The following is a 24,785-nucleotide window of genomic DNA, read 5'->3' on the forward strand; positions in this document are numbered from 1 at the left end:
TCGGATTTAATTCATGTTAACGAGTACGGAAGCAACATCATGAAAATGCGTGCAATAGTGCTGGCCCTGGGAACAACGCTCCTGCTAAGCGGCTGTCAGAATATGGACTCTAACGGCCTGATGAGCTCAGGCGCAGAGGCCTTCCAGGCATACTCCCTGAGCGACGCGCAGGTGAAAGCGCTGAGCGACGAGGCCTGTAAAGATATGGATGCAAAAGCCACTATCGCCCCGGCTAACAGCACCTACACGCAGCGTCTGAACAAGATTGCTTCTGCGCTTGGTGACAACATCAACGGCCAGCCGGTGAACTACAAGGTTTACGTGGCAAAAGACGTGAACGCCTTCGCAATGGCGAACGGCTGCATCCGCGTCTACAGCGGACTGATGGACATCATGACCGACAACGAAGTGGAAGCGGTTATCGGCCACGAAATGGGCCACGTTGCGCTTGGTCACGTCAAGAAAGGGATGCAGGTCGCGCTCGGAACCAACGCGGTTCGCGCGGCGGCAGCCTCTGCGGGCGGGATCGTCGGCAGCCTCTCCCAGTCGCAGATTGGCGATATGGGTGAAAAACTGGTGAATTCCCAGTTCTCCCAGCGTCAGGAGTCTGAGGCCGACGACTACTCCTACGATCTGTTGCGCAAACGCGGAATTAATCCATCAGGCCTGGCCACCAGTTTTGAAAAACTGGCGAAGCTGGAAGAGGGTCGTCAAAGCTCAATGTTTGACGATCACCCGGCCTCCGTTGAACGTGCGCAGCATATTCGCGACCGCATGGCGGCAGACGGAATTAAATAATCCTGAAAGGAGGCGTAATGGCCTCCTTTTTATTTCGCATGAATTGCTAATATAACCGCACGTATCGGTAACGCCCCTCAACACCGCGCCACGCCTGCCCTCGCCCACTGAAACGCCTGGTCACTTATTGATTGCAATCATTAACCTTTCCGGTAATTATCCAATGTGCAGCAATACAAATTAATATATCCAGACAGAGACGTTCCCTCCGTGAAAAAAGAATTATCGTTAATCGCATTAAGTTTATTTTCGGCCCTTCCCGCCGTAGCAAGCCAGCAGTCTGACAGCCAGGGTTTTATTGATGACAGCCATCTGGACCTGTTTTTCCGTAACGCGTACATCAGCCGGGACTACCATCAGGGCCAGCAGGACAAAGCTGAATGGGGTCAGGGGCTCATCGCGACCTTTGAATCCGGTTATACCCAAGGGCGGGTAGGATTTGGCATCGACGGTATCGCCCAGTACGGCGTGCGTCTCGACGGCGGGCGCGGCAAGAGCGGCGCGGGCGGTATCGACTTCTTCAGACAGGAAGACGATGGCCGGGCAAAATCCGACCTGGCAAAATTTGGCGCCACGGCAAAAATGCGTTTTTCAAATACCGTGCTGAGCTACGGCAACCAGCGCCCGGCGCTGCCGATTGTCACCGCCGACAGCTCGCGTCTGCTGTTTGAAAGCTACACCGGCACGATGTTGACCTCGAAAGAGATCGACGGCCTGGACGTAAACGCTGGCTACTTCACTGACCAGCAGCGTAAAAGCGATGACCGCCACGACAGCGGCCTGAAAAGCCTGACCTTCGGCGGCGCAAGCTACCAGTTCAACGACCAGTTCAGCGGCGCGCTGTACGCCTCTCACAACGAAGAGGTGATGAATAAACAGTATCTGGGCATAAACTTCAACCAGCCGTTCAGCACCGGGCAGCAGTTGATTCTGGACTTTAACGGCTATAACTCGCGTCTGGATCAACGCTACGCAGACAGCCTCGACACCGGGCGCAGTAATACCATCTGGAGCCTGGCGGCGAGCTACATTTGGGACGTTCATACCTTTAAGGTGGCGTATCAGCAGAGCAGCGGCAGCACCGGCTATAACTACGGTGGCTATCGCGATCGCGGCGGCGTGGGTGACGGCGGTAACACCATCTGGCTGGCGAACTCCTACTGGTCTGACTTTAACGGGGAAGATGAACGCTCATGGCAGGCGTCTTACGGCCTGGACTTCGCCGGGCTCGGCCTGCCGGGCCTGAGCTGGACCACGGCCTACGTGCGCGGCGATAACATCAAAACGTCTGAAACCAGCAATGGTAAAGAGCACGAGTGGTTTAACCAGGTCCAGTATCAGGTGCAGGACGGCCCGGCAAAAGACCTGACGCTGAAGCTGCGCTACTCCGTGCTGCGCGTCTCCAGCAACGCCAGCGACTATAACGTCGGCGGGGATGAGATCCGCGCGTATGTGGAATATCCGTTTAAGGTGTTCTGAGTTTGTCCCCTCACCCTAACCCTCTCCCAAAGGGAGAGGGAACGCGATCACCCTCTCCCTTTGGGAGAGGGCCGGGGTGAGGGAAAACAGTCCGCACCTCAACAAACGTAGGCCCGGTAAGCGCAGCGCCACCGGGCGATATCCACCATATCAATACAGCGACTTCTGCGGCGGCCCGGCAAACTTCAGCGCGCCAATCTGCCCCATCCGCACCTCCACCACCGATGGCCCCGGCATTGACAGCGCCTCCGTCATCACCGCGTCAAAATCCTCGGCCCGCTCCACGCTCCAAGCCTGCAGGCCAATCGCCTGCGCCAGCAGGGTAAAGTCCGGCGTGTGCAGTTCGTTGTAATATTGACGACCACCGAAATACTTATCCTGGATGCCGCGCATTACGCCGTAGCCGCCGTCGTTCATGATCAGCAGCGTCACGTTCGCTTTCTCCTGGGCAAGCGTTGCCAACTCGCCCAGGTTAAGGCTCAGGCCGCCGTCGCCCACCAGCCCCACCACCTTGCGCTGCGGGTTGGCAATCGCGGTGCCGATCGCCATCGGCAGCCCCATACCAATCGCCCCCGCCAGAGAGTGAATGTTCATCAGCGGGCCGTTAGCGCGGAACAAACGGCTGCCCCACAGGCTGCCGGAAACGGTGATATCCCGCACCAGCAGGCCGTCGTTCGGCAGCGCCTTTTCAATCGCATCGTTGAGCTTCGCATACGCCCCGCACTGCTCACGCAGCCCCTGCTCTGCTGTTGCCACCGCCTGCTGAACCTGCCCATCCCACTGGGCATTGCCCCATTCGCGCCCCTGCGCTTTGTTCGCCAGCGCCGCCAGCAGCACAGAACAGTCGGCGACCAGGGTGTTATCCATCAGATAGTTACGGCTCGCCGCCGCCGGATCGATATCAATCTGCACGCGGGGATGCGGCAGCTCGAGCGTCCATGAGCGGGTTTCGTTACTGCGCAGGCGCGAGCCTGCCACCAGCGTAAAGTCGCACCGGGCGATCAGCGCCTCGACCGACGGTGAATTATGGAACGCCCGCAGGCTGGCGCGATGGCTGTCCGGCAGCACGCCGCGCGCGTGGGTGCTGGAGATCACCGTGACGCCCGCATCCGCCAGCTTTTGCACGGCATCAGCGCTTCCCAGAGCCCCGCCGCCCAGCCACAGCAGAGGCTGTTTCGCCTGCTTAAGCTGCGCCCAGAGCGCCTCGACCACAGCGTTATCAACGGTGTCCGGCGCGGAGGATTTCACCGGTGCCGTCACCAGCGAGGCCGGGATCTTCGCCCCCTGAATATCAATCGGAATTTCCACCGAAACCGGCCCGCACGGCGGCGTCTGCGCCTCCTGAATGGCCTTATGGAGAATAGCGACCGCCTGGTGAGCATTGCTGATGCGCCAGGCCCGTTTCGAGCTGGCCTTGAGGAAGGTCAGCTGATCGCGGGTTTCGTGGATAAACCCGGTGTCGGCATCCAGCCAGGCTTTTTCAACCTGGCCGGTCAGGTGCAGCAGCGGCGTACAGGCGTTCATGGCTTCCACCAGCGCCCCTACCGCGTTGCCCGCCCCTGCGCCGGTGCTGGTCAGCGCCACGCCAAGGCCGGAAAAACGTCCGTGGGCGTCGGCCATGGTGACTGAACCCGCTTCGCCGCGCGCGGGCACAAAGCGGATGTTGCCCCGCTGCCCCACCGCATCCGCGATGGGCAGGTTGTGGATAGAGATGACGCCGTAGATGGCCTCAACCTGATACTGCTCCAGCGTTCTGGCGATGGCGTCGCCGACGGTTATCATTTCGCTCATTGCTCACCCTTTCTCAGTCGCACCAGTGGTTGACGCTATTACCCGTCGCCAGATAAATGCTCTTTTGCTGCATCCAGGCTTTCAGCCCCTGAATGCCCTTTTCGCGGCCCAGACCGCTCTCTTTAAAGCCCCCAAACGGGGTCGAAATCGCAAACACTTTGTAGGTGTTGATCCACACGGTGCCCGCTTCCAGTTGCTCGCTCAGGCGCAGGGCGCGTCCGGTATCACGCGTCCAGATGCCCGCCGCCAGGCCGTACACCGAGTCATTGGCCTCGCGGATCAGCGCCGCCTCGTCACTGAACGGCATCGCCACCAGCACCGGGCCGAAGATCTCCTCCTGACAGGCGCGGGCGGCGTTGGTCAGACCCTCGATGATTGTTGGCTGGAAGAAGCTTCCGCTGGCAAGCGCCGGATCGGCCGGGATCTCCCCGCCGCACAGCACGCGGCCTCCTTCGCGTTGCGCCAGCTCTACGTACGCCTGCACGCTCTGGCGATGCCTGTCGTTAATCAGCGGCCCGATATGCGTACCGTCGGCAAACGGATGCCCGACGCGCAGGCCGCGCGTGAGCTCCAGCAGCCGCGCCATCAGCGGAGCGTAAATGCTCTCGTGCATAAACAGTCGTGAACCGGCAATGCACGCCTGCCCCGCCGAGCTGAAAATGCCGTAGCAGATCCCGCGCGCGGCCTGCTCGACGTCCGCATCTTCCAGCACGATGGTCGGGGATTTCCCGCCCAGCTCCAGCGACGCCGGGATCAGCTTTTCCGCCGCCACGTGCGCCAGATGCCGCCCCGTGGTCGTACCGCCGGTAAAGGAAATTTTCCGCACGCGAGGGTGGCGCGCCAGCGCGTCGCCAATCACCGAGCCTTTGCCCGGCAGCACGCTCAGCAGCCCGGCGGGCAGCCCGGCCTGTTCAAAAATACGCGCCAGCTCCAGTGCCATCAGCGGCGTGGCCTCGGCAGGTTTGAGGATCACCGCATTTCCGGCGGCAATGGCCGGAGCAACCTTCTGCATTTCGCTGGCAATCGGCGAATTCCACGGCGTGATGGCCGCCACCACGCCGAGCGGCTCGTAGCGGCTCAGCGTCAGGAGATCGGGCTGGCGCGGCGTGGGCAGTTCGCCTTCCAGCAGCTCGCAGGCGGCGGCGAAATAGCGCGCCGTGCCCGCCGCACTCATCACCAGGCCACGCGCTTCCGCCAGCGGCTTGCCGTTATCGCGGCTCTGCATCTGCGCCAGTTCATCGATGCGGGATTCAATCAGATCGGCCACCTTGTGCAGGATCTTCGCCCGCACGTGCGGCAGGCGGTTGCGCCAGTCCGGATCGCGCCACGCACGTTCGCCTGCGTCGATGGCGTCCTCCAGATCGTCCAGGCTTGCGGCGTTAAGCGTCGCGTTGATTGAGCCGTCCGCCGGGAACTGGCTCTGCATCAGGTTGCCGCCGCCGTGTCGCCAGTGGCCACCGATAAAAATCTTCAGATCGTCCATCGTGACTCCTCAGCTCAGGGCCAGCTCGCGGCAGGCGCGCACCGCGCTCAGAGCCGCCAGGGTGGAGGTTTTGGGGTTGCTGGCAAGCGGCAGGCCGCTCAACTCCAGATGAAACTCGCCAAACAGCCCTTCGACGTGCAGCGTGTGGGTGTTGCGCGTCGTCGCCGGATCGACCATCAGCTGCACGCGGGTGTCATCCATCCCGACGCCGCCGAGCGCCACGGTCGCCGCCACGTTGGCGTTCGCCGGGAACAGCCGCGCCGCCTCGCGGGCGCTGCCCTCAAAAAACACCTGCGCCTGCGACACCGCGTTAAGATCGATAAGCTGCTCGGCGTAGCTGCCGCGCCAGCTGGCCGGGCTTTTGCGCGACCGATAGGTCACACGCTCCAGGCCGCCCTCTTTGGCGGCGGAGAGCCCGTCGATGCCCGCCACCGCGCCAGAGAGCAGCGTGAGTTTTCCGCCCGCGCTGAGCAGACGCTGTTCCAGCGCGCTGTCCGCCAGCGCACCGGTGGATATCACGGCCAGATGCCAGCCGCGATGCAGTATCTCTTCGCCGTACTGCGCCACCGCCTGCTGGCTGGCGCACTCCAGCACCAGGTCGGGCGCTTCAGCGCAGTCCACCGGCGAGGCCAGCGCCGCTACCGCACCGCCGAACTGCGCACGAATGGCCTCGTGGTGAGCCTCGCGCGCCACGATCCAGCCGATGCTGACGCCATCAGGCAGGCGCTCAATTACCGCCTGCGCCATCGCGCCAAAGCCAATTAACATGATTTTTTTCATGATGCGTCCTTACAGGTGACGGCAGAAGCCGCCGGAAACGTCCAGCGCGGCACCGGTGGTAAACGAGGCCAGCGGCGAGGCGAGAAACAGCAGTGCCTGTGCAGGCTCCTGCGGCTTGCCGAGGCGCGCCATCGGTATGCCCCGCTTGCGCGCAATATCCGCCGTCCACGCCGCCCAGCTCTGGCTTTTATCAGCCCGGTTCTCAAAGCGGCGCTGCCACTGGCCGGACTCCACCATGCCGAGCAAAATGGAGTTGACGCGAATACCTTTGCCCACCAGCTCCTTTGAGAGCGTCAGCGTCATGTTCAGCAGCGCGGCGCGGGCGGCGGAGGTGGCGATCATGTGCTCCTCCGGCTGCAATGCCAGCAGGGAGTTGACGCAGGTGATCGAGGCGATATCGGACTGCTCCAGCAGAGGCTGAAACGCCTGCACCGGGTTGATCACCCCAAACAATTTCAGCTCGGCTTCGTGCAGCCACGCCTCGCGCGGAGTGTCGTTGAAGTGCGCCACGTAGCCCTGCCCGGCGTTATTGATCAGCATATCCGCCGCGCCAAAGCGCGCCTGAACCGCCTGGGCAAAAGCCTGCACCTCATCGGCGTCGAGCACGTCGCAGCGGTAAGCGAAGATCTCCCCCTCGGGGTAGTCGTTTTGCAGCGCCGCGTGCGCGCTGGCGAGCCGGTCCGGATCGCGGCCACAGAAAGCCACTTTTGCCCCCTCGCCCAGCAGCAGGCGCAGCGTTTCAAAGCCAATGCCGGACGATCCGCCGGTGACTACCGCTACGCGTCCGTCAATGTGTGCATTCATCGCCTATCTCCTGGTGAATACGTAAAAGCTGTTGATTAAAAAACGCCGCGTTATCGAGATAGCTGGCGTGTCCGGCCTGCGGAATGGCGGTGAACGGCATGCCGTAGCGCAGCGCCAGCCCCTGCACCAGCTCGGGTTGGGTGATAGCATCCTGTTCGCCGCACCAGACTTCAAAGGTGCCCGAATAGCGCGTCAGCCAGCCGTGTATATCGTCGTGCGCCAGCATCCACGCGGCGGCGAGATAGCCTTCCGGGCGCAGGGCACGCATGCCCGTCGCAACGGTCGCGATGTCCTCCACGCGCGCGCCGGGGCGCAACAGCTTCGCCGCGCGGGTCTGGGCGAGTATGTCGCCGCCCAGCGCGATCTGCTGCTCGCGGTTGCGCCACACCTGCTCGCGCTGCTCTGGCGCGGCCTGGTCGTAGCCCTGCGCCGCGTCCGCCAGCACCAGATGCAGCACGCGTTGCGGAAATTTCGCGGCAAAGGCGCTGGCGACCAGCGCCCCCAGCGAGTGCCCGACCAGCACCGCCTGCCAGACGCCCGCGCGATCGAGCATCGCTGCCAGCGCGTCGGCGTAATCGCCCGCGTTCGCGCGTTCGGTCGCCAGCATTGGGCTTTCGCCATAACCGGGCATGTCCCACGCCAGCACGCGAAAACCGCTCAGCGCCATCTGCTTATGCCAGGAGGCCGCGCCGGAGCTGATACCGTGCAGCAGCATCAGCGGAGTGCCGCTTCCCTGTTCGCGAAAGCCCGTCATACCGCCCCCTTACCCGCGCTTCACTTTAGAGAGCGGGTGATCGGCCGGATAGGTTGGGATTTCCGGCTTGTTGGTTCCCAGCATCACGCACATCAGCGCCTCTTCTTCGCCGTGGTTAAACAGCCCGCGGTAGATTCCCGGCGGAACGGAGATCAGGTCGCGCTCGCGCAGCACGGTTTCGGTGTAGTTGTCGCCGTCCTGGATCATCAGGGTGATCTGCCCTTTGAGCATGAAGAAGACCTCTTCCACGTCGTCGTGCAGGTGCAGCGGCCCTTCGCACTTCGACGGCAATACCATGGTGGAGAAGGTGAAGTGGTCGGCCTGAACGGTATTGGTGTCGTTCGCCACGCCGGTTGCGCCGGTGCCGATATAGCGCATCTGCGCGCGGCGGTATTTCGGGTCATAGTCGGCCTGGAACTTCAGGGCGTTCCAGTCGTACTTGCGGCCTTCAAAGCGCGCAATGCGCGACTCGACCCACTCTTCCATGGTCAGATGCTCAGGCTTAACGCCCGGTTTTGCAGTTACGGTTGAATCAGTCATGACACTCTCCTCAGTAACGTCTCAGCAGCGGCAGTAACAGGACGCAGCCCACCGCCGCCATCACCGCCAGAAAAATCAGCCCGGAATCCATGCTGTGGGTGAAGGCGATAAGCGCCCCCATCACCGCGGGCGACAGCGCCCCGGCAAAGTTCCCCAGCCCGTTGAAAATGCCGCCCGCCGTCGCGCTCACCCGGGGATGGGTGGCCTTCGCCAGCAGGGCAAAAATGTTCGGCGCGCCCGTGCCCCACATAAAGGTGCTAAAGCTCATTGCCGCGATAATCGTCAGGGGCGTATCAAGGTGCATCACCGCCGTCAGCCCGACGGCTGCGCCCGCCATGGAGATAAAACAGGCGGCCGCGCGCTTATCGACGCGGTCCGAGAGCCAGGCGCCAATCACCTCGCCCGCCAGCATGGCGATAAACGGCATCGACGACAGCCAGCCCGCGTGCTCCAGATGAATACCCTTGCCCTTGATCAGGTAGCCCGGCAGCCAGCCGTTGATCCCCCACAGGTAGGTGAGAAACGCAACGTTAAAGACGCAGATTACCCAGAAGTGCGGGCTGACAAACAGCTCGCGCCGGGCCGCACGCCGCTCGTCCTGTGACGCCTGCGCGGTTGTCGGCTTCACGTCGAGACGAATACCGCGCAGGCCAATGCGCACGAAGATCAGCACCGGCACGGTGAGCATCGCCATGACAAAGAAGGTGCTTTGCCAGCCGAAGGTGTTGAGCAGCCAGAGGGAGAGCGGGAAGCCAATTGCCGCCCCCACCGGCGTGCCGAGCAGCCACAGCATGGTGGCGCGTGCCTGCAGATGCTGCGGGAAGTTATGGCGCACGATAGCGAACGCCAGCGGGAACAGCGGCCCTTCGGCGATGCCCAGCAGAATGCGCAGGACAATCATCACCGTGTAGTTATGGGTGAAGCCCATCGCCACCATCAGCACGCACCACACCGCCATCATGCCGGTGAGCAGGCGCAGCGGCGGGATTTTGTCCCCCAGCCCGCTGAGCAGGACCGATGAAAAGCCGTAGCTCAGCAGAAAAGCGCTCATCAGGATGCCGAGGCGCGTGGTGTCGAAATCGATGCCCATCGCCTGTTGGAAATGGCCATCGGAAAACAGCGCCGCGATGCTGATTTTGTCGAAAAACGCCAGCAGTACGCAGGCCAGCAGCGACAGCGGGATAGCCCAGCGCACCGCGTTTTCAGGCGTGCGGGTCCCCTCGCCGCTCGCCTCTGCGGGCGCGGCGTTGGTCTCGAATGTGGTCATGTCTCCCCCTACGGGTGCGGGTTAGCTATCGCAGTGACATCAGTGAAAAGGCCGGATCGTTCAGCGGCACGTCCGATAAGTCTCGTCCCGCCGCCATCCAGCGCTTCGCCAGCTTGACGGTACGCGCGTCGTTAAAGGCCACCAGCTGCGTCAACCGTCCGCCGTCGTCCAGCGAGAAGAACAGCGCGTTATCACGAACGACGGTTTTGCCGTCAGGCTGCGGAATGCCGAGGATCTGAATGTTGTGCTGATATTGATCCGACCACAGCCACGGCGCGTCGTCGTAGCCCGGCGCGTCGGGGTTAAGCATCGCTTTCGCCGTCGCCACCGCCTGATTCTGGGCGAAGGCCCACGACTGGATACACAGCCCGTAGTGGTGATGCTGCGCCACATCGCCCGCGGCAAAGATGGCCGGATCCGACGTGCGTCCCTGCGCGTCGACCACGATCCCGCGGTCGGTGTTCAGCCCGGCGTCGCGGGCCAGCTCAAGGTTCAGATCGACGCCGATCCCCACCACTACCGCATCGAAGGTTTCGCGTTTGCCGTCGCAGTGGATCACCGGCAGACCGTGGTGATCGTCAAGCTCCAGCGCGCCGCAGCCAGTGCGGATATCCACGCCCTGCTCGCGGTGGATCCGCTCCAGCTGTCGGGACACCTCGCCGCTTACCGAGCGCATGCACAGGGCAGGCTGCTGCTCGAACAGCGTGACCGCCACGCCGCTTTTACGCGCCGAGGCGGCAATCTCCAGGCCGATCCAGCCGCCGCCGACAATCGCCAGGGTGTTGCTTTGCGCCAGACGCATCTTCAGACGCTGCGCGTCCTGCCAGTGGCGCAGGGTGTAGACCTGCGGATGTTTTCCCCACGCCTCGCCCGGCAGACGCGCCCGCCCACCGGTCGCAATCAAAAGGATGTTGTAACTAAGAAGCTCGCCGTTGCTCAAATGTACCCTTTTCGCGGCGCGATCGATCTGCATGGCGCGCAAGGGGCGGTACCAGGTCAGATTCAGCGCCTGCTGAGCGTCTTCCGAAAACAGGCGCGGCAGCGCGGCATCGGCGTTCAGCAACGCGGCTTTCGAGAGCGGCGGACGTTCATAAAAATCCCACTCCTCTTCCGCCACCACGCAAATCTCGCCGTCGAAGCACTCGTCGCGCAGGGTTTTCGCCGCCCAGCCACCCGCCTGGCCGCCGCCGATAATGACAATGCGCGAGGTCATACCGCCTCCGGCTTTTTCTGCTGGCGGCGCGTGTCATGGTCAATCCCGCCCTCTACCGCCCATTCGGTGAAGGAGATCAGGGAGTGTTCCAGCTCGCGCGGCTGCCAGTTTTCGGTCAGGTAGTCGTCGTTGGTGTAGTACTCAAACGCGCCGCCGGTCGGGCTGTTGACGTACCAGAAGTAGGCGGACGACACCGGATGGCGGCCCGGCCCGATAAAGGTGCTCCAGTCGTTTTTATTCATCGCAATGCCGCCGCCGATCACCTCGTGAATGTCGCGCACAGTAAAGGCGACGTGGTTCAGGCCGCGCTTGCGGTTCGGTAGCTGAAGCAGGAACAGATTGTGATGGCCACCGCGCGGGCCACAGCGCAGGAACACGGCGCGGTTGATGTAGCGGTCGGATACCTGGAAGCCAAGCACCTCGCGGTAGAACTGTTCTACCGCCGCCAGCTCCTCGACGAAGAACACCACGTGGCCGACGTTGATCGGCTGGGCGCGGTCATACACCGGGCTTGGCGTGTCGATGCGGCGGGCGTCGCCCCACTGGTTAATCGGCTCGACGTTCAGCTCAACCGGCACCTGCTGGCTCACCTGTACGCGCAGGGTCATGCCGTTCGGATCGCGGCACTCCAGCGCATCGCCCACCTGGCGAAAACCGGGCTGCTGCGCCAGCGTCGGGCGCAAGGCATCCAGCTCGTCCTGAGTTGTCACCGCCCAGGTCATGCGGCGCAGGGTGTTGCCCGCTTCAAACGCCGGCGGCAGGTCGGGGCTGTCAATCGGGTTTAGCTCGACGCGCGCGCCGCTCAGGGTGGTAAAACGCTGGCCGCTGGCATCGCCCGTCAGGCCAAAATCACGCATGAATTTGGCGCAGTGCGTCAGGTTGTCGACGCCAAATTCCAGCTTTTCAATTCCGGTTACACTCATCGTTCGTTGCCTCATCTGGCCCAAATTGGGCGTAAAACATGCCCGACGCAGCAAAGCGCCTGACGTTAACTCACTGATTTAACTGGCCTGTGACAAATACCCTAAGAAGCCAGAGATTTTATCCGCCGCCAGACGGACCTCGTTTTGCAGGCGCTCGCGGTCGGGCTGGGGGATCTCCTCCGACGGCACCAGAATGCTGACCACCGCTGCCACCCGTCCACTGCGGTCATACACCGGATAGACGATGGAGGAGATACCGTGACGGAAGAAAGATTCGCCGATGACAAACCCGCGGGCTTTGTCCTGCTGCACCATCTGCCACAGCGCTTCGCGGTCGTGAAGCTGCCCCGGCGTGTTGCCCGGCAGGCGCTCGTGCGGGAACAGGTGTTCAAAGTCAGCGCGCGAAATGTCGGTCAGCAGCATGCGGCCAAGCGAGGTGCAGTGCACCGGCAGGCGGGTGCCAATGCTCACCTGGTTGATGCGCGAACCGGCAGCGCTGACGCGGGCGACGTAGATGATGTCGCGCCCGTCGCGGATCGCCAGATGGCTGCTGCACTGGCTGACGTCGCGCAACTGTTCGATAACCGGCTGGCCGACCTGGGCCACATCCAGCGAGGCGATGTATTCAAAGCCCAGGCGCAGCACGTTCATGCCGAGCGAGAAAGTATTGGTGCGCGCGTTGCGCTCCAGAAAGCCCATGTATTCCAGCGTCTGCACCACGCGGTAGGCGGTGGCTTTTGGCATGTCCACCAGCCGGTGCAGCTCGGCAAAGGTCAGATCGCGGTGCTGCTCGCCGAAGGCCAACAGCAGCTGGAGACCGCGCTCCAGCCCCGGCACGAGATACTTCACTTCACGATCGTTTTCCATATTCATCAGGCCTCAGTTAAAGACAAAACCGCCGTTGACCGGAATCAACTGCCCGGTAATGAACCGCGACAGATCGCTTAACAGCCAGACCACGCTGCCCGTCACATCGTCCGGCTGCTGCGCGCCGGTTAACGCGCGGCCATTTTCGTACAGCTGATGGCGTTCGGCGGGCACATACTCGGTCGCCTCGACGCGGGTTAGCCCCGGCGCGATGGCATTGATGCGGATACGTTTTTCACCCAGCTCACGGGCCATCGAGCGGGTCATGGCAATCACCGCGCCCTTGCTGGCGACATAGGCCATCAGGCGCGGCGCGCCCCACAGCGCGGTGTCGGAAGCGACGTTCACAATCCCGGCCCCCGCGCGCAGCAGCGGCACGGCGGCGCGCGTCACCAGCCAGGTGCCCTTGACGTTCACGCTCATCACCCGATCCCAGAGATCCGGATCGTAATCGAACATGTTTTTGCCCCCCACGCCGGTCGCCATGGCCGCGTTATTCACCAGCCCGTCAATCTGGCCCTGCTCGCCGATGGCGCTGAATACCTGCTCAATGGCGTGCGGATCGGCCAGATCGATAATGTGGGATTCGATCGCGTAGCCCTGCTTACGCAGCCCGTGCGCGCTTTCGGCCAGCTCGCCTTTCAGGATATCGCACATTACCACCGCCGCCCCCTGCTCCGCGCAGGCTTTGGCGAAGTGATAGCCCAGGCCGCGCGCAGCACCGGTCACCACGATGCGTTTCCCGTTCAGCAGGCCGTTCATCAGGCGGCTCCCTGCTGTTCTTCACGCATCGCCAGCTGCTCTTTCGCCGCCTTTTGCATCATACGGCGCAGGCGGGAGAGACCGACGTCGTGCTGGTACAGGTATTCATGCTCGCGGGCGTTCGGGGCGAGGCTTTCGAGCACAACGCGGTCCTGCTCGAGGACTTCCCAGTGCAGTTTCTCCAGGCGGTTGCGGTACATGAAGCGCCACATGTCGCGCTGCCAGCCCTGCACCCGGCGGATACGCCAGAAGAAGACGCGGCAGTTGTCGTTATCTTCCGGCACCACCATGCCGACGATGAAGAAGTGGCCGCCCGGCCCGAAACGCTTCTTATAAGGAATGGACAGGCGCATCCAGCAGGTGCCGCTGTTGCCCAGCTCCACCCAGTCGAAGTTGATGCCGCTCTGCCCTTTTTTCTCAAAGATGAAGCCGGTTTTGGTCGGCTGCAGCACCATGTCCGCCTTGCGGTCCCCTTCCGCCATCGAGTGCGACGACGAGTGCAGATAGGTACCGTGCATCGGGTCCATCACGTTTTCCAGCGCGTACTGGTAGTTGCATTTCCACCCGGCGGTGCAGAGGAAGTTGCTGAAATTGTCGGTGTCGGCGAGTTCATCCGGGAAGCTCAGCTCGTCCGGCTGCTGGCCAGCGGTAACGCCGAACCACAGGAAGATGGCCCCGTGTGCCTCCTGCACGTTGTAGCTGCGTACGCACTGCTGGCCGACCAGCGGGCATTTGTCCACCGCAGGCACATCTTTCACCTCGCCGTTACCCGCCACTTCCACGCCGTGATACCAGCAGGCGATGCGGTCGCCGAGATTCCAGCCCATCGACAGCCGTGCGCCGCGGTGGGGACAGCGATCTTCCAGCGCCTGTACCTGGCCGTCTTTGTTACGCCAGACCACAATCTGCTCGCCGAGGCGGGTAATGCCCACCGGCGCAGACTGCACTTCCCAGCTCGCCAGAACCGGATACCAGAGGCCGCGCAGACCTTTATCAAGATAGTGTTGTACGGGAGTCGTCATCGCGTTGTCCTCAGTAGCCGTTAACCTGTAAGAATGCCTGGAAGCTGTTCTCGCTCCAGGGCTCGCCCTGCTGGTCGTGCAGGCGAACGGCGTTCAGGCCGTTCACCAGCTCCGGCAGGGTTTCCGCGCCCTGCTCAAACAATTCTTCCAGGGTGGCGATAAGGTGGAGCTCCCAGTTTTCCGGCTCGCGACTGCGGGTCTGCCAGATTAGGTTCTGGTATTCACCCGGCTTGTGGATCGCGCCGTTACCGCCCTCTGCCGGAGGGGTAAACTGGCGGCTTTCCGGCAACGCCGGGTTAAAGTTCAGGGTCTCGCTCATGCCACGGTCTCCTCGACAAAGGTAATCTGGATTTGGTTTTCAAAGACCCGAACCGGGTAGCGGTTGAGGTTGCGACCGCCGGGGCCGTGCAGGCACTGGCCGGTTTTGACGTCAAAAACCGCCTCATGCAGCGGGCACTCCACTTTGCCGTCTTCCACAAAGCCCTGGCTCAGCAGCGCGTAGGCGTGCGGACAGACGTCTTCCAGCGCGTAATATTCACCGTCAATTAAATAAACGCCGATCTCTTTACCCTCGACGTTGCCGCTAAATGGGAAATCTTCCTGTACTTGTTCTGCGTCACATACGCCTATCCAGCTCATCACGATCCTCCAGGCTTTTGTTTCATATATGAAACTCTGTTTCTTATTTAATACGGTCAATATAAAAGCGATGAATCTTTCGTCAAGCGCCAATGTGAAGAATTTGTTAACCGAATGGCAATTAATTAACTAAGTGTGCAAAGGATCACGAAAAAATGCAGCGATATGAAATTTTCATTATTCAGGCGTGAGGGAATACGTTTTAGTGATGGGAAGAAATGTTCTCTAAAAGATATTGACTTATTTTATCTTTGATCATTAGAAATAAATAAAAGGGATGACCTGGGTGTTTCACCTGTGAAACGAATTTTGCATTTACTGTTTATAAACAAAGAGTTTCACTGGTGAACCATTTTACCTGCGTGACAATCACTTTAATAAAAAATCAATTCATAAGGCGGGCATGATGACGGCAAGATGGCAAGGTACGATGGCATTGTTATTGCTGATTATTATTTCGTATGTCGACAGGGTAAATATTTCGGTGATGATTTTAAACCCGGAATTTGCCGAACACTTTCAGTTAAATGAAAACAGAATGTTACAGGGAATGCTGATGACGTGCTTTCTCCTGGGCTATGGTTTTTCCGCGTTACTCTTAACGCCGGTTATCGAAAGCAAACTGCATTATCGGCAGGGTTTGTTGGTCAGCATTGCCATCTGGGCTGCGGTGTGTGCCATTTCACCGTTGCTCGGATCGCTGATGGGAATGCTCATCGCGCGCGTGATTTTAGGGGTTGCCGAAGGGCCGCTCTTTTCACTGAAAACGCGCTTTATCAGCGATAACTTCTGCGCGGAGGCGATCGGCAAACCCAACGCCGTGACCGCCCTGGGCGTTTCGCTGGGGCTGGCGATCGGTTTTCCGCTGGTCACCTGGCTAATGGCGCACCTCGGCTGGGCCGGATCGTTTTACGCGCTGGCGGCAATCAACCTGGTGCTGGGCGGCGGCGCGGTCTGGCGTTTTCTCCCCGCGCCGCGTGAGGTGAAGGCCACCCTAAAACCGGGTTTTATGCAGACTTTTACGCTCGCCTGGCAAACCCCGCTGCTTGGCCTGATCCTGCTGGTTGAAATCGCCACGCTGAGCTATCTCTGGGGCAGCAGCGCATGGCTCCCCGCCTGGCTGCGCGATGAGCATCACTTCTCGCTGCACGCGACCGGGCTGCTTGCCGCGGTCCCCTTCCTGTTAAGCCTTGGCTCAAAATTTCTCGGCGGCGTGCTGCTCGATAAAATGCGCCCGGAGCAGGCCCCGGTGCTGTTTGTGGTGGGCGGCTTGCTGACGGCGTTGTCCGTCATCGCGCTGATGCTGAGCCACCAGCCGGTGTGGCTTGCGCTGTTTATGCTCTCGGCAAATATCTTCTGGGGGCTTCAGGGGGCGGCCATTCCTGCGGTGATCCAGCATCACGCGGCGCGGGAGGCGGTCGGCAGCGCGTACGGCATTATTAATGGCATCGGTAATCTCTGCGCCGCTTTTATTCCGCTGCTGATGGGGATGGTGATGAAATCGATGGGGTCGGTCAGCTCGGGCTTTTCGGTGCTGGTCGTGTCGCAGGCGATCACCCTGCTGGCGGGCGGCGTGTTGCTGCTGCGCATGCGTCGCGCAGCAGCACTCAGCGCGTAAAGGTTATTCGCCTTTTTTCGCGGCCTGGATGTAAAGCATTTCCAGCGCCAGGGTCGCCGCAGCCAGCGCGGTGATCTCGGACTGATCGTATGCCGGTGCAACTTCCACCACGTCCATGCCCACGATGTTCAGATCTTTCAGGCCGCGCACCAGCTTGATGGCGCGGTCGGAGGTCAGCCCGCCGATGACCGGCGTACCGGTACCCGGTGCAAACGCCGGATCCAGACAGTCGATATCAAAGGTCAGGTACACCGGCATATCGCCAACGATCTGCTTCACCTGGGCGATGATGTCGTCCACGCCGCGATCGTTCACCTGGCAGGCATCCAGCACGGTGAAACCATTGTCTTTATCGAACTCGGTACGGATTCCGATCTGCACGGAATGATTCGGGTCGATTAACCCTTCTTTCGGCGCGGTGAAGAACATGGTGCCATGATCGAATTCACAGCCGTTCGCGTAGGTGTCGGTGTGCGCATCGAAGTGCACCAGCGCCATTTTACCGAAGTGTTTGGCGTGGGCGCGCAGCAGCGGCAGGGTTACGAAGTGGTCGCCGCCGAAGGAGAGCATGCGCTTACCGGCAGCCAGCAGCTTCTCGGCATGGGCCTGCAGCTTTTCGCTCATCTCACGCGCGTCACCAAAGGCATACACCAGATCCCCGCAGTCCACCACGTTCAGGCGCTCGCGCATGTCGAAGTTCCACGGGAAACGGTTGTGCTCCCAGGCCAGGTTAGTGGATACCTGACGAATTGCCGCCGGGCCGTGACGGCCACCGGCACGACCGGAGGTGGCCATGTCGAATGGAACGCCGGTGATGACCCAGTCAGCGTCGCTGTCGTACGGCTGGAAGTTCATTGGTAAACGTAAAAAACCAAACGCGTTAGATACCAGGGAGTTATCGTACTGATGACCTAAAGTGCTCATGTCCTGACCTCTTATAAAGTCGTTGCATTAGATACAGATGAAAAAAAATCCCCTCCGCGTCGTTAAACCCGACGAGGAAGGGATTGATGTCCTTACTGCTTTTGCCTAATGCTAGCCTCTGGAAGGTGAAGATTCAAGCTCACTTTTCAAAACAGAAATCAATCGCGTTACCAGACTTATACGACCCCCAAATATTCACCGCGCAAATAAAATTCATTTTTATAATTTATATTTTCTAAAGCCAGCCATTTTTCCGCATCATTTGTTCATAAAAGTCCGAAGCAAAAAATAACTCATAAATTTAATAAATATATCATTTTAAAACTAGGAATATATTTAGGCCTGGACGATAGCGGTGGAGGAGATGACCTCTATACAATACCCCCCCCAATGACATGATATGGATATTTTTATGAATAAGTTGTCTAAGCTGGCAATCCTGACCGTTCTTTCAACCATCGGTACCGCCGCGGCAGCAGAAGATGGCACTATTACTTTTGAAGGTACTATCAGCGACGCCACCTGTACTATTACCGGCGGCGACGCACAGGGCGACTCTTCTACCCCTGATTTTACCGTTCATTTACCTTCTATTAGTGCTACCGCGCTTGCAACGGATGGACAGCGCGCAGGCGACACACCATTCCACATTACCTTAAGCGGCGCAAACTGCACCAATGGCAAAATTGCCAACGTATTTTTCGAACTGGCGCAAAGCACCAATATTGATGCCACCACCGGTAACCTGAAAAATACCGTGGCGAAAGCGTCAGGCGGTGCGGAGAAAGTTCAGGTTGGTTTACTGGATTCTTCAAAAGCCATTCTGAACCTGAATACCGCAAACAATAACGCTAAAACCGTTACGGTTTCTGGTAATACGGCTCGCTTTGATTACTGGGCACAATATGTCGCGACGGGCGGGGCATCTACTGCCGGCCAGGTATCTACCGAGGTTGTGTACTCCATTAAATATCAGTAATCGCGCATTTAGCGGCATTAACCGCTGAGAGTAATACCTAAAGGATTAGGCCAGATGTTAAAAAAATTTGTTATATCTTCTGTATTCATGACGACGCTGGCCTTTTCCTTTGCGGCCAGTGCAACGATTCAAATTATGACGACCCGCGTGGCATTTAACGCCGGGGAGAAAGAACAAACGATTCGTATTAACAACGTCAGCAAAACGCCCGAACTGGTTCAGGTGTGGCTTTCCAGCACCGATAAGACTGACGGCATCGCCAAAGAAGATGTGCCTTTCTTTATCACCCCACCGGCGGCCAGAATTAACGGCCAAAAGGGGAAAGTGTTCCGTATATTCCAGACGGAAGGCGCAGCGGCGAAATATCCAAAAGATCGTGAGACGGTACTGTGGCTCAACGTCCTGGATATTCCACCTGAAATGGCAGAAGACGCGGATAAAAATCAGCTAAAAATGGCGTTCAGAACGCTGATTAAATTTTTCTATCGTCCGGTTGGCCTGAAAGGTAACCCGATGAAAGCGGCGGACGAATTAACCTGGCAATTGAAAAAAACCGCCAAAGGTTATGACGTCGTTGGAACAAATAATTCTCCTTTCCATGTAAGCATGACGAACGTCTGGCTCAAAGATGCTCAGGGCAAAGATGTCATGATTGATGGAGAGATGATCGCGCCATATAGCACGATGGTGTATCACTTCCCGCAGGTTAATGCCGTGCAGGGAAAAGGGACATTCCAATACAATTATATTACCGATCTGGGTGCCTATATTAAGCGCACGTATAACTTCTGATTAGCAAGGATATTGACCAGGACGGTGATATGTCGATGTTTTTCAAAAAAACTTACACTCTCTGGGTGGTGAGTGGCTTTGTCATTTCGGTGACAAGCGCACCATCCACAGTTTTTGCCAGTGATGCCAGTAAGCCGATGACATTTTCTCATGGGTTTATGAAGTATTACGATAGCGGAATCGATCTGACGCAATTTGACGGCGTAGAAAAAATACAGCCGGGTAAATATACGCTTGAGGTATATAGCAATCTCAAGCCTGTTGATACCTGGCCCGTCACCTTTGTGGCGGCAAATAACGAGCAGGGATTTAACGCCTGCATGACGCCCGAAATGGTCGTCCGCTTTGACGTCGACACATCAAAACTTCCTCCTGACTGGAAGCTGAATAGCTGCATTATTCTTCCTGAGCTGATTAAAGGCGCGACGGTTAATTATAACGCGGTAGAAGAACAGCTGGATGTCACTATTCCCCAGGCGATGCTGCTTAACACGCCTGCGGGTTACGTAAGCCCGGAGTTATGGGATAACGGCGTGCCGGCGCTGATGTCCTCCTATACGCTGAGCGCTACCAGTTCACGTTATCGCCCCACCCAGGATAACGCGACCTATCTCTACAGCAATTTGCACAACACCCTTGCGCTGGGCGCGTGGCGCTTTACGACTTACGACAGCCTGAGTTCCGGCAGCGACACTGAAAATACCGGCGTGCAGCATATCCAGGCCTATGCAGAGCGGGCGATTGCGCCGCTGCAATCGCAGATTGTGCTGGGCGATATGAATACCACTGGGGATTTTTTCGACACCACTGCCCTGCGTGGCGTTCGTCTCGCCACGGACGATCGCATGCTTCCCGACTCCGTCCGCAACTATGCTCCGGTGGTGCGCGGCATCGCCAACAGCAATGCCACGGTGACCATCAAGCAGGCTGGCAACACTCTGTATGAAAAGGTGGTGCCGCCAGGGGAGTTCGCCATCAGCGATCTCTATGCGACCGGCTATAACGGCGATCTTGAGGTCACCGTAAAAGAGACCAACGGCAAAGAGACCTACTTCGTGGTCCCCTACTCCAGCGTGCCGCAGCTGCTGCGCGAAGGTTACTCTCGCTACTCTGTGGCCGCCGGTGAAATTCGCGATACCTGGCTGAAAGAGGACCCGAAAGCGGTTGAGGGCACGTTTCAGTACGGCTTATTCAATAACTTTACCGGATACGTTGGCGGGCAGAGCGCGTTCGAAGGCGACTACTCGTCGCTGATGACCGGTTTTGCGATTAACACCCGACTGGGCGCGCTAGGCGTGGACGTGACGCGCTCCTTTACCCGCTTCGAGGGACAGCCGGACACCGCCGACTGCGGCACCTTCTGCAATATGAGCCTGCGCATTAGCCTGGCGAAGACGCTCCCGACCACCGGGACGAACTTCAGCCTGATTGGCTATCGCTACTCCAGCGCGAACTTCTACTCCCTGAGCGATGCGGTCAGCCTGAAGCGCTCGATTGAAGCCGATGAGGATGACTATCTCCCGGAACGCTATCGCGAGCGCCTGGAAGCCAACATCAACCAGACGCTTCCCGCCGGTTGGGGAAGCTTCTACGTCAGTGGTTTTGTGGGCAACGTCTGGAACAACGAACAGGGCCGGAATGAAAAGTCGAACTTCGTGCTGGGCTACAACAACCAGTTTGGCATCACGACCTGGGGGATCTCCCTTGGCCGGACCAATAACGACGATGGCGGCCACGAAGATACGCTCTATCTGAACATGAGTATGCCGCTCGGCCACCACTACGAGAAGCAGGCTCGCCTGGGGGCGAACTTCAGCTATAACAGTGATGAAGCTAACTTCCGTACCTCGCTGAACGGCTCCGCCGGGGAACGCTCGCAGTTTGGCTTTGGCGGCTATTTCAGCCAGTCCAACACGCCGGAAACCAACTTCGGCATGAACCTCTCCTACACGGGCGAAAGCGCCTCGGGCGGGATGACCTACAGCCAGTCCCGGGATTCCTTTATGGGTGGGGTCAACCTGAACGGCGGCGTGGTGGTGCATGAAGGCGGCATCAACCTGGTACCTACCCTGGCAGACACCATCGGCATCGTAGAAGCAAAAGGCGCAGAAGGCTCCCGCATCTACCCGGATTCCCAGGCCGTCATCAAAGACAACGGCTACGGCATTGTCGGGTATCTGGTGCCTTACAAGTACAACGAGGTGTACGCCGACCCGAAAGGCACCGCGTATACCGTCGAGGTAGACGATACCCGCCGAACCATCGTGCCTACCTCCGGCGCGGCCGTGCTGATCAAAATGGACACCCAGGCCAATAGCCAGAGCTTTGTGCGCTTTGTGCAGCCTTCCGGGGAGGTGATCCCCTTCGGTGCGTCGGTGCTGGATGCATCGCACAACGCCATCGGCATGGTCGGGCAAAACGGCGTGGCGATGGTGTCGCTCAAGGAAGGCCAAAACGACTTCACCCTCCAGTGGAAGAAAAATAAACAGCCCGCACAGTGCGTTGCGCGTTATGTGAAACAAGGCGCTGAGGATCAGCCATCCGAGGAAGAGGCGTTTAAGGCTACTGAAATTACCTGCATCAATAACGGGGCAACACCATGAGACGGATCTTTACGGCTGCGCTGATTCTTTTATCCACGGCGTTTTTATCTTTAACATGCACCAGCGCCTATGCGGCGTTGTGCACCCGCACGTCCCCTCTGGCGACGCTGAATATCATGGACGACATCACGCTTAACGTCATTAAGCAGCGTGAGGTCGGCAAAGTTTTATGGAGCAAGTCCTACCAGGTGCCGGACGTTAGCTACACCTGTGACGCCTCCACACAATCCTCATGGCATTCAAGCTACTCGCGAAGCTATATCCGTTCGCAGCTTGATCATGTCTATAACACCGAAATCCCGGGGATTGGTATTCGCATGCGCTGGCCTACGCAGACCGAATCTTCCTGGCTGCCGGGTAACTCGGGTTCGCCGACCACCTGTTCCACCGGCTGCGGGGTGAGAAACAGCACGGTGCTGGTGGAAATGGTCCAGACCGGCGCGATGCCTGAAGGGGAATACGTCATTCCAGCCGGTAAGGTGGCTGAAGCAATGGTGATCCCGACCGCCGATGCGAGCGAAAAACTGCCGATTATGGCCATCAACTTTGGTGTTGCCATAAAGGTGATTACCGCCGCGTGCACAATCTACCCCTCGGCAACAAACATCGATTTGGGCACCTATAACATCGCCGACTTTCAAAACAACGACAGTTTTCAGGGTGTTAAAAAAGATTTCAGCATCACCGTGGGTTGCCCTTCCACGGAAGATATTGGCATCACCTTCAACTCCTTAATTAACACCCCATTAGGCGCGTTGTCCGGCGTGATCGGCGTTGAAAGCGGCGACGGTTATGCAAGCAATTTTAGTATTCGCCTTTTTGAGAAGTACGGATCCGCGATCGTGTTGGGTAATGAGAAGATCTATACCGCCTCCACGCTCACCAAAAACTATCAGGCACAAATCTACGTTGGCAGTGGGGTCGATCGTAAGACCGCCCTCACCCCCGGCAGAGTTGTCGGCGCCGTTCAATACACCGTTCGCATTAAATAACGCTCAGGGAGAGAGAGATGCGTTGTCATTTTAAAATGAAAAAAGTCCTGTTCTTACTGCCTTTACTGCAGGTGGCCCATGCCGCCACGCTGCCCTCTGTTCAGAACAAGCAGGAGCTTGACCGCCTGGAGCGGCAGAGCAACCAGTATCTGATTGAAGAGGCGAAAAGAACGGAAGCGTTGTTGCAACAACAGCGCGCCAGTCGTGGAGAAGACGCGGAGTCCGGCCTGCCGGCTGACTCATCGTGGAAGTTCAACGTAACCCACATCGAGATCCTCGACGATCATCTGTTCGACGGTTCGCCGCAGCGCGAGGAGATCGTCCAGCGCTATCTGGGTAAAGATCTGGGCAAATCTGACATCTTCACCTTAGTGAAAGAGTTAACGGATTTTTATATTTCCCGTGGCTATGCCACCACACTTATCAGCATCGATCCCGGCAACATCAAGAGCGGTACGCTCAAGCTTCGCGTGCTGTGGGGAAAGATCAACGCTTTTAAGGTTAACGGCCAGGCGCCGGGGCTGCGTGATAGCACGCGTCTTTTTACTGCCTACCCGTTTGCCAAAGACAAGATCCTGAATATGCAGGATGTCGACCAGATGGTTGAGAACCTGATGCGGGTATCGCAGGGGGATAATATTCACGTCGAGCCCTCAATCATTAATGGTTATTCCGATCTTAACCTGATTCGTCAGCCCTCATTCCCGCTTGACGCGGCGGCGGGGTTAAATAACTCCGGGAATAAATCAGACGGCTGGCAGCAATATTACGGCAGCCTGACGGCAAAGAATATTGCCGGGTTGAACGACATCTTTAATGCGTATTACTCCTGGAACGACCTGAAAAATACGAATGATAAGCAGGACTCCTGGTCATTTAGCTACAGCGTGCCGCTGGGCTATTGGGGTTTTGATACCAGCTATTACAAATCTGAATACGAAAAAGGCATCGACGGCGGTTTCGGCATTTACGATTCCGATGGTACCTCCGAACGTGCATCCCTGCGTATCAGCCGCATGCTGGTGCGTGGCGCAACGGGTAAAACCAGCGCCTGGATGAAGGTCGAACGCCGGGATAACTACAACGGCATCGAAAACGCGCGCATTGACGTTAGCTCAAAAACCTACACCTCGCTGGCGTCGGGCCTGACCTACGTTGGCGCAATGGGCGGCGGCTGGTTCTATGGCGATCTGAGCGTCACCGCGGCGGTGCCGTGGTTTGGTTCCGCCCGCGATGGCGATAAAGACCTGGAAGGTTTCGACGTCGATTACATGAAGTACAACGGTATTGCCTCCTGGACGCGCCCGCTCGCCAAGTTCGGCAGACTCGGCATGACCTATGAGCTGAACAGCGGTTTTCAGTACACGCCGGATGTGCTGGTGAGTGATGCCAAAGTCACTATCGGCGATGAATACACCGTTCGTGGTTTCAAAGACGACAACGTGATGAGCGACAACGGCGCGTGGATTGCCAACAGCCTGCAGTTTCCTTTCGATATTGGACTGGCCGGTATTTACCAGCTGACGCCTTATATTGGCTACGACTTTGGCTTTACAAAAGATAATTGCCCGAAAGGCGTCAATGTCTGCGACAGCCAATTCATGATGGGCGCATCCGTGGGTGTTAAAGCCACTGGCAGCCATTTCTCTTCCTATGTGATGGCAGGATGGCCCGTTAAAAAACCAGACTCAATGGAAGAAGAAACCATCGATAACACGGTGGTTTATTACAAAACGGAAATTAACTTCTAACAAA

General features: G+C 58.6%; 23 protein-coding genes. 8 read left to right on the forward strand and 15 right to left on the reverse strand.

What is annotated here, in order from left to right; all coding sequences use genetic code 11:
- The first annotated feature begins 39 nt into the window (after positions 1-39).
- Together loiP and FFS28_RS14710 are read left to right on the forward strand one after the other, a co-directional pair.
- Positions 40-798 (forward strand): metalloprotease LoiP, encoded by a 759-nt coding sequence (loiP, locus tag FFS28_RS14705; RefSeq protein ID WP_006178411.1) that lies wholly within the window; start codon positions 40-42, stop codon positions 796-798.
- Positions 799-1,008: 210 nt separating this feature from the next.
- A complete protein-coding gene (locus FFS28_RS14710; protein ID WP_137849909.1) occupies positions 1,009-2,277 on the forward strand; it encodes an OprD family outer membrane porin in 1,269 nt (422 codons plus the stop codon).
- A gap of 150 nt (positions 2,278-2,427) precedes the next feature.
- Here the strand turns inward: FFS28_RS14710 and FFS28_RS14715 are convergent, their stop codons facing one another.
- From FFS28_RS14715 to FFS28_RS14780, 14 genes are all read right to left on the reverse strand, one after another.
- The gene (locus FFS28_RS14715) at positions 2,428-4,068 is read right to left on the reverse strand and encodes a thiamine pyrophosphate-binding protein (RefSeq protein ID WP_137849910.1); all 1,641 of its coding nucleotides are present in this window, start codon (positions 4,066-4,068) and stop codon (positions 2,428-2,430) included.
- A 13-nt stretch (positions 4,069-4,081) separates the two neighbouring features.
- Entirely contained in the window at positions 4,082-5,551 is a 1,470-nt protein-coding gene (locus FFS28_RS14720; protein WP_137849911.1) for an aldehyde dehydrogenase, read from the reverse strand.
- Positions 5,552-5,560: 9 nt separating this feature from the next.
- Positions 5,561-6,331 (reverse strand): aspartate dehydrogenase, encoded by a 771-nt coding sequence (locus FFS28_RS14725; protein ID WP_058608607.1) that lies wholly within the window; start codon positions 6,329-6,331, stop codon positions 5,561-5,563.
- Positions 6,332-6,340: 9 nt separating this feature from the next.
- Positions 6,341-7,135 (reverse strand): SDR family oxidoreductase, encoded by a 795-nt coding sequence (locus FFS28_RS14730; protein WP_137849912.1) that lies wholly within the window; start codon positions 7,133-7,135, stop codon positions 6,341-6,343.
- Positions 7,119-7,889 (reverse strand): alpha/beta fold hydrolase, encoded by a 771-nt coding sequence (locus tag FFS28_RS14735; protein ID WP_137849913.1) that lies wholly within the window; start codon positions 7,887-7,889, stop codon positions 7,119-7,121. The genes FFS28_RS14730 and FFS28_RS14735 overlap by 17 nt, the downstream gene beginning before the upstream one ends.
- Before the next feature lie 9 nt (positions 7,890-7,898).
- Positions 7,899-8,429, reverse strand: a complete 531-nt coding sequence (locus FFS28_RS14740; protein ID WP_006178420.1) for a cupin domain-containing protein — start codon at positions 8,427-8,429, stop codon at positions 7,899-7,901.
- 10 nt (positions 8,430-8,439) lie between these two features.
- On the reverse strand, positions 8,440-9,696 hold the full coding sequence (locus FFS28_RS14745; RefSeq protein ID WP_137849914.1) for an MFS transporter: 1,257 nt from the start codon (positions 9,694-9,696) through the stop codon (positions 8,440-8,442).
- Between the two features lie 25 nt (positions 9,697-9,721).
- Positions 9,722-10,909 (reverse strand): NAD(P)/FAD-dependent oxidoreductase, encoded by a 1,188-nt coding sequence (locus FFS28_RS14750; protein WP_137849915.1) that lies wholly within the window; start codon positions 10,907-10,909, stop codon positions 9,722-9,724.
- On the reverse strand, positions 10,906-11,832 hold the full coding sequence (locus tag FFS28_RS14755; protein WP_058608611.1) for a VOC family protein: 927 nt from the start codon (positions 11,830-11,832) through the stop codon (positions 10,906-10,908). Before FFS28_RS14755 ends, FFS28_RS14750 begins: the two co-directional genes overlap by 4 nt.
- A gap of 78 nt (positions 11,833-11,910) precedes the next feature.
- Positions 11,911-12,699: an IclR family transcriptional regulator gene (locus FFS28_RS14760; protein ID WP_058608646.1), complete on the reverse strand. Its 789-nt coding sequence runs from the start codon at positions 12,697-12,699 to the stop codon at positions 11,911-11,913.
- Between the two features lie 12 nt (positions 12,700-12,711).
- Positions 12,712-13,461 (reverse strand): SDR family oxidoreductase, encoded by a 750-nt coding sequence (locus FFS28_RS14765; protein ID WP_137849916.1) that lies wholly within the window; start codon positions 13,459-13,461, stop codon positions 12,712-12,714.
- A complete protein-coding gene (locus FFS28_RS14770; protein ID WP_137849917.1) occupies positions 13,461-14,483 on the reverse strand; it encodes a Rieske 2Fe-2S domain-containing protein in 1,023 nt (340 codons plus the stop codon). The genes FFS28_RS14765 and FFS28_RS14770 overlap by 1 nt, the downstream gene beginning before the upstream one ends.
- 10 nt (positions 14,484-14,493) lie before the next feature.
- Positions 14,494-14,802, reverse strand: a complete 309-nt coding sequence (locus tag FFS28_RS14775; RefSeq protein WP_006178427.1) for a recombinase-like helix-turn-helix domain-containing protein — start codon at positions 14,800-14,802, stop codon at positions 14,494-14,496.
- Complete coding sequence (locus FFS28_RS14780) at positions 14,799-15,122, reverse strand: Rieske (2Fe-2S) protein (protein ID WP_013098654.1); 324 nt, start codon at positions 15,120-15,122, stop codon at positions 14,799-14,801. The genes FFS28_RS14775 and FFS28_RS14780 overlap by 4 nt, the downstream gene beginning before the upstream one ends.
- A gap of 406 nt (positions 15,123-15,528) precedes the next feature.
- Between FFS28_RS14780 and FFS28_RS14785 the strand changes: the two genes are divergently transcribed.
- Complete coding sequence (locus tag FFS28_RS14785; protein ID WP_137849930.1) at positions 15,529-16,740, forward strand: MFS transporter; 1,212 nt, start codon at positions 15,529-15,531, stop codon at positions 16,738-16,740.
- A gap of 3 nt (positions 16,741-16,743) precedes the next feature.
- Here the strand turns inward: FFS28_RS14785 and speB are convergent, their stop codons facing one another.
- Positions 16,744-17,664 (reverse strand): agmatinase, encoded by a 921-nt coding sequence (gene speB / locus FFS28_RS14790; protein ID WP_058608614.1) that lies wholly within the window; start codon positions 17,662-17,664, stop codon positions 16,744-16,746.
- A gap of 412 nt (positions 17,665-18,076) precedes the next feature.
- Here speB and FFS28_RS14795 point away from each other — a divergent pair, with 412 nt between their 5' ends.
- From FFS28_RS14795 to FFS28_RS14815, 5 genes are read left to right on the forward strand one after another with little or no spacing between them, the layout of a single operon-like run.
- A complete protein-coding gene (locus FFS28_RS14795; RefSeq protein WP_502704969.1) occupies positions 18,077-18,643 on the forward strand; it encodes a fimbrial protein in 567 nt (188 codons plus the stop codon).
- 54 nt (positions 18,644-18,697) lie between these two features.
- A complete protein-coding gene (locus FFS28_RS14800) occupies positions 18,698-19,435 on the forward strand; it encodes a fimbrial biogenesis chaperone (protein ID WP_137849919.1) in 738 nt (245 codons plus the stop codon).
- Between the two features lie 35 nt (positions 19,436-19,470).
- Positions 19,471-22,038, forward strand: coding sequence for a fimbria/pilus outer membrane usher protein (locus FFS28_RS14805; RefSeq protein WP_283204943.1), 2,568 nt, complete (start codon positions 19,471-19,473; stop codon positions 22,036-22,038).
- Positions 22,035-23,030, forward strand: coding sequence for a fimbrial protein (locus FFS28_RS14810; RefSeq protein ID WP_137849921.1), 996 nt, complete (start codon positions 22,035-22,037; stop codon positions 23,028-23,030). Before FFS28_RS14805 ends, FFS28_RS14810 begins: the two co-directional genes overlap by 4 nt.
- 17 nt (positions 23,031-23,047) lie before the next feature.
- Complete coding sequence (locus tag FFS28_RS14815; protein WP_137849922.1) at positions 23,048-24,781, forward strand: ShlB/FhaC/HecB family hemolysin secretion/activation protein; 1,734 nt, start codon at positions 23,048-23,050, stop codon at positions 24,779-24,781.
- Positions 24,782-24,785: the final 4 nt, after the last annotated feature.

The organism is Enterobacter sp. 2VL (assembly GCF_005503595.1).
Lineage (GTDB): Bacteria > Pseudomonadota > Gammaproteobacteria > Enterobacterales > Enterobacteriaceae > Enterobacter > Enterobacter cancerogenus.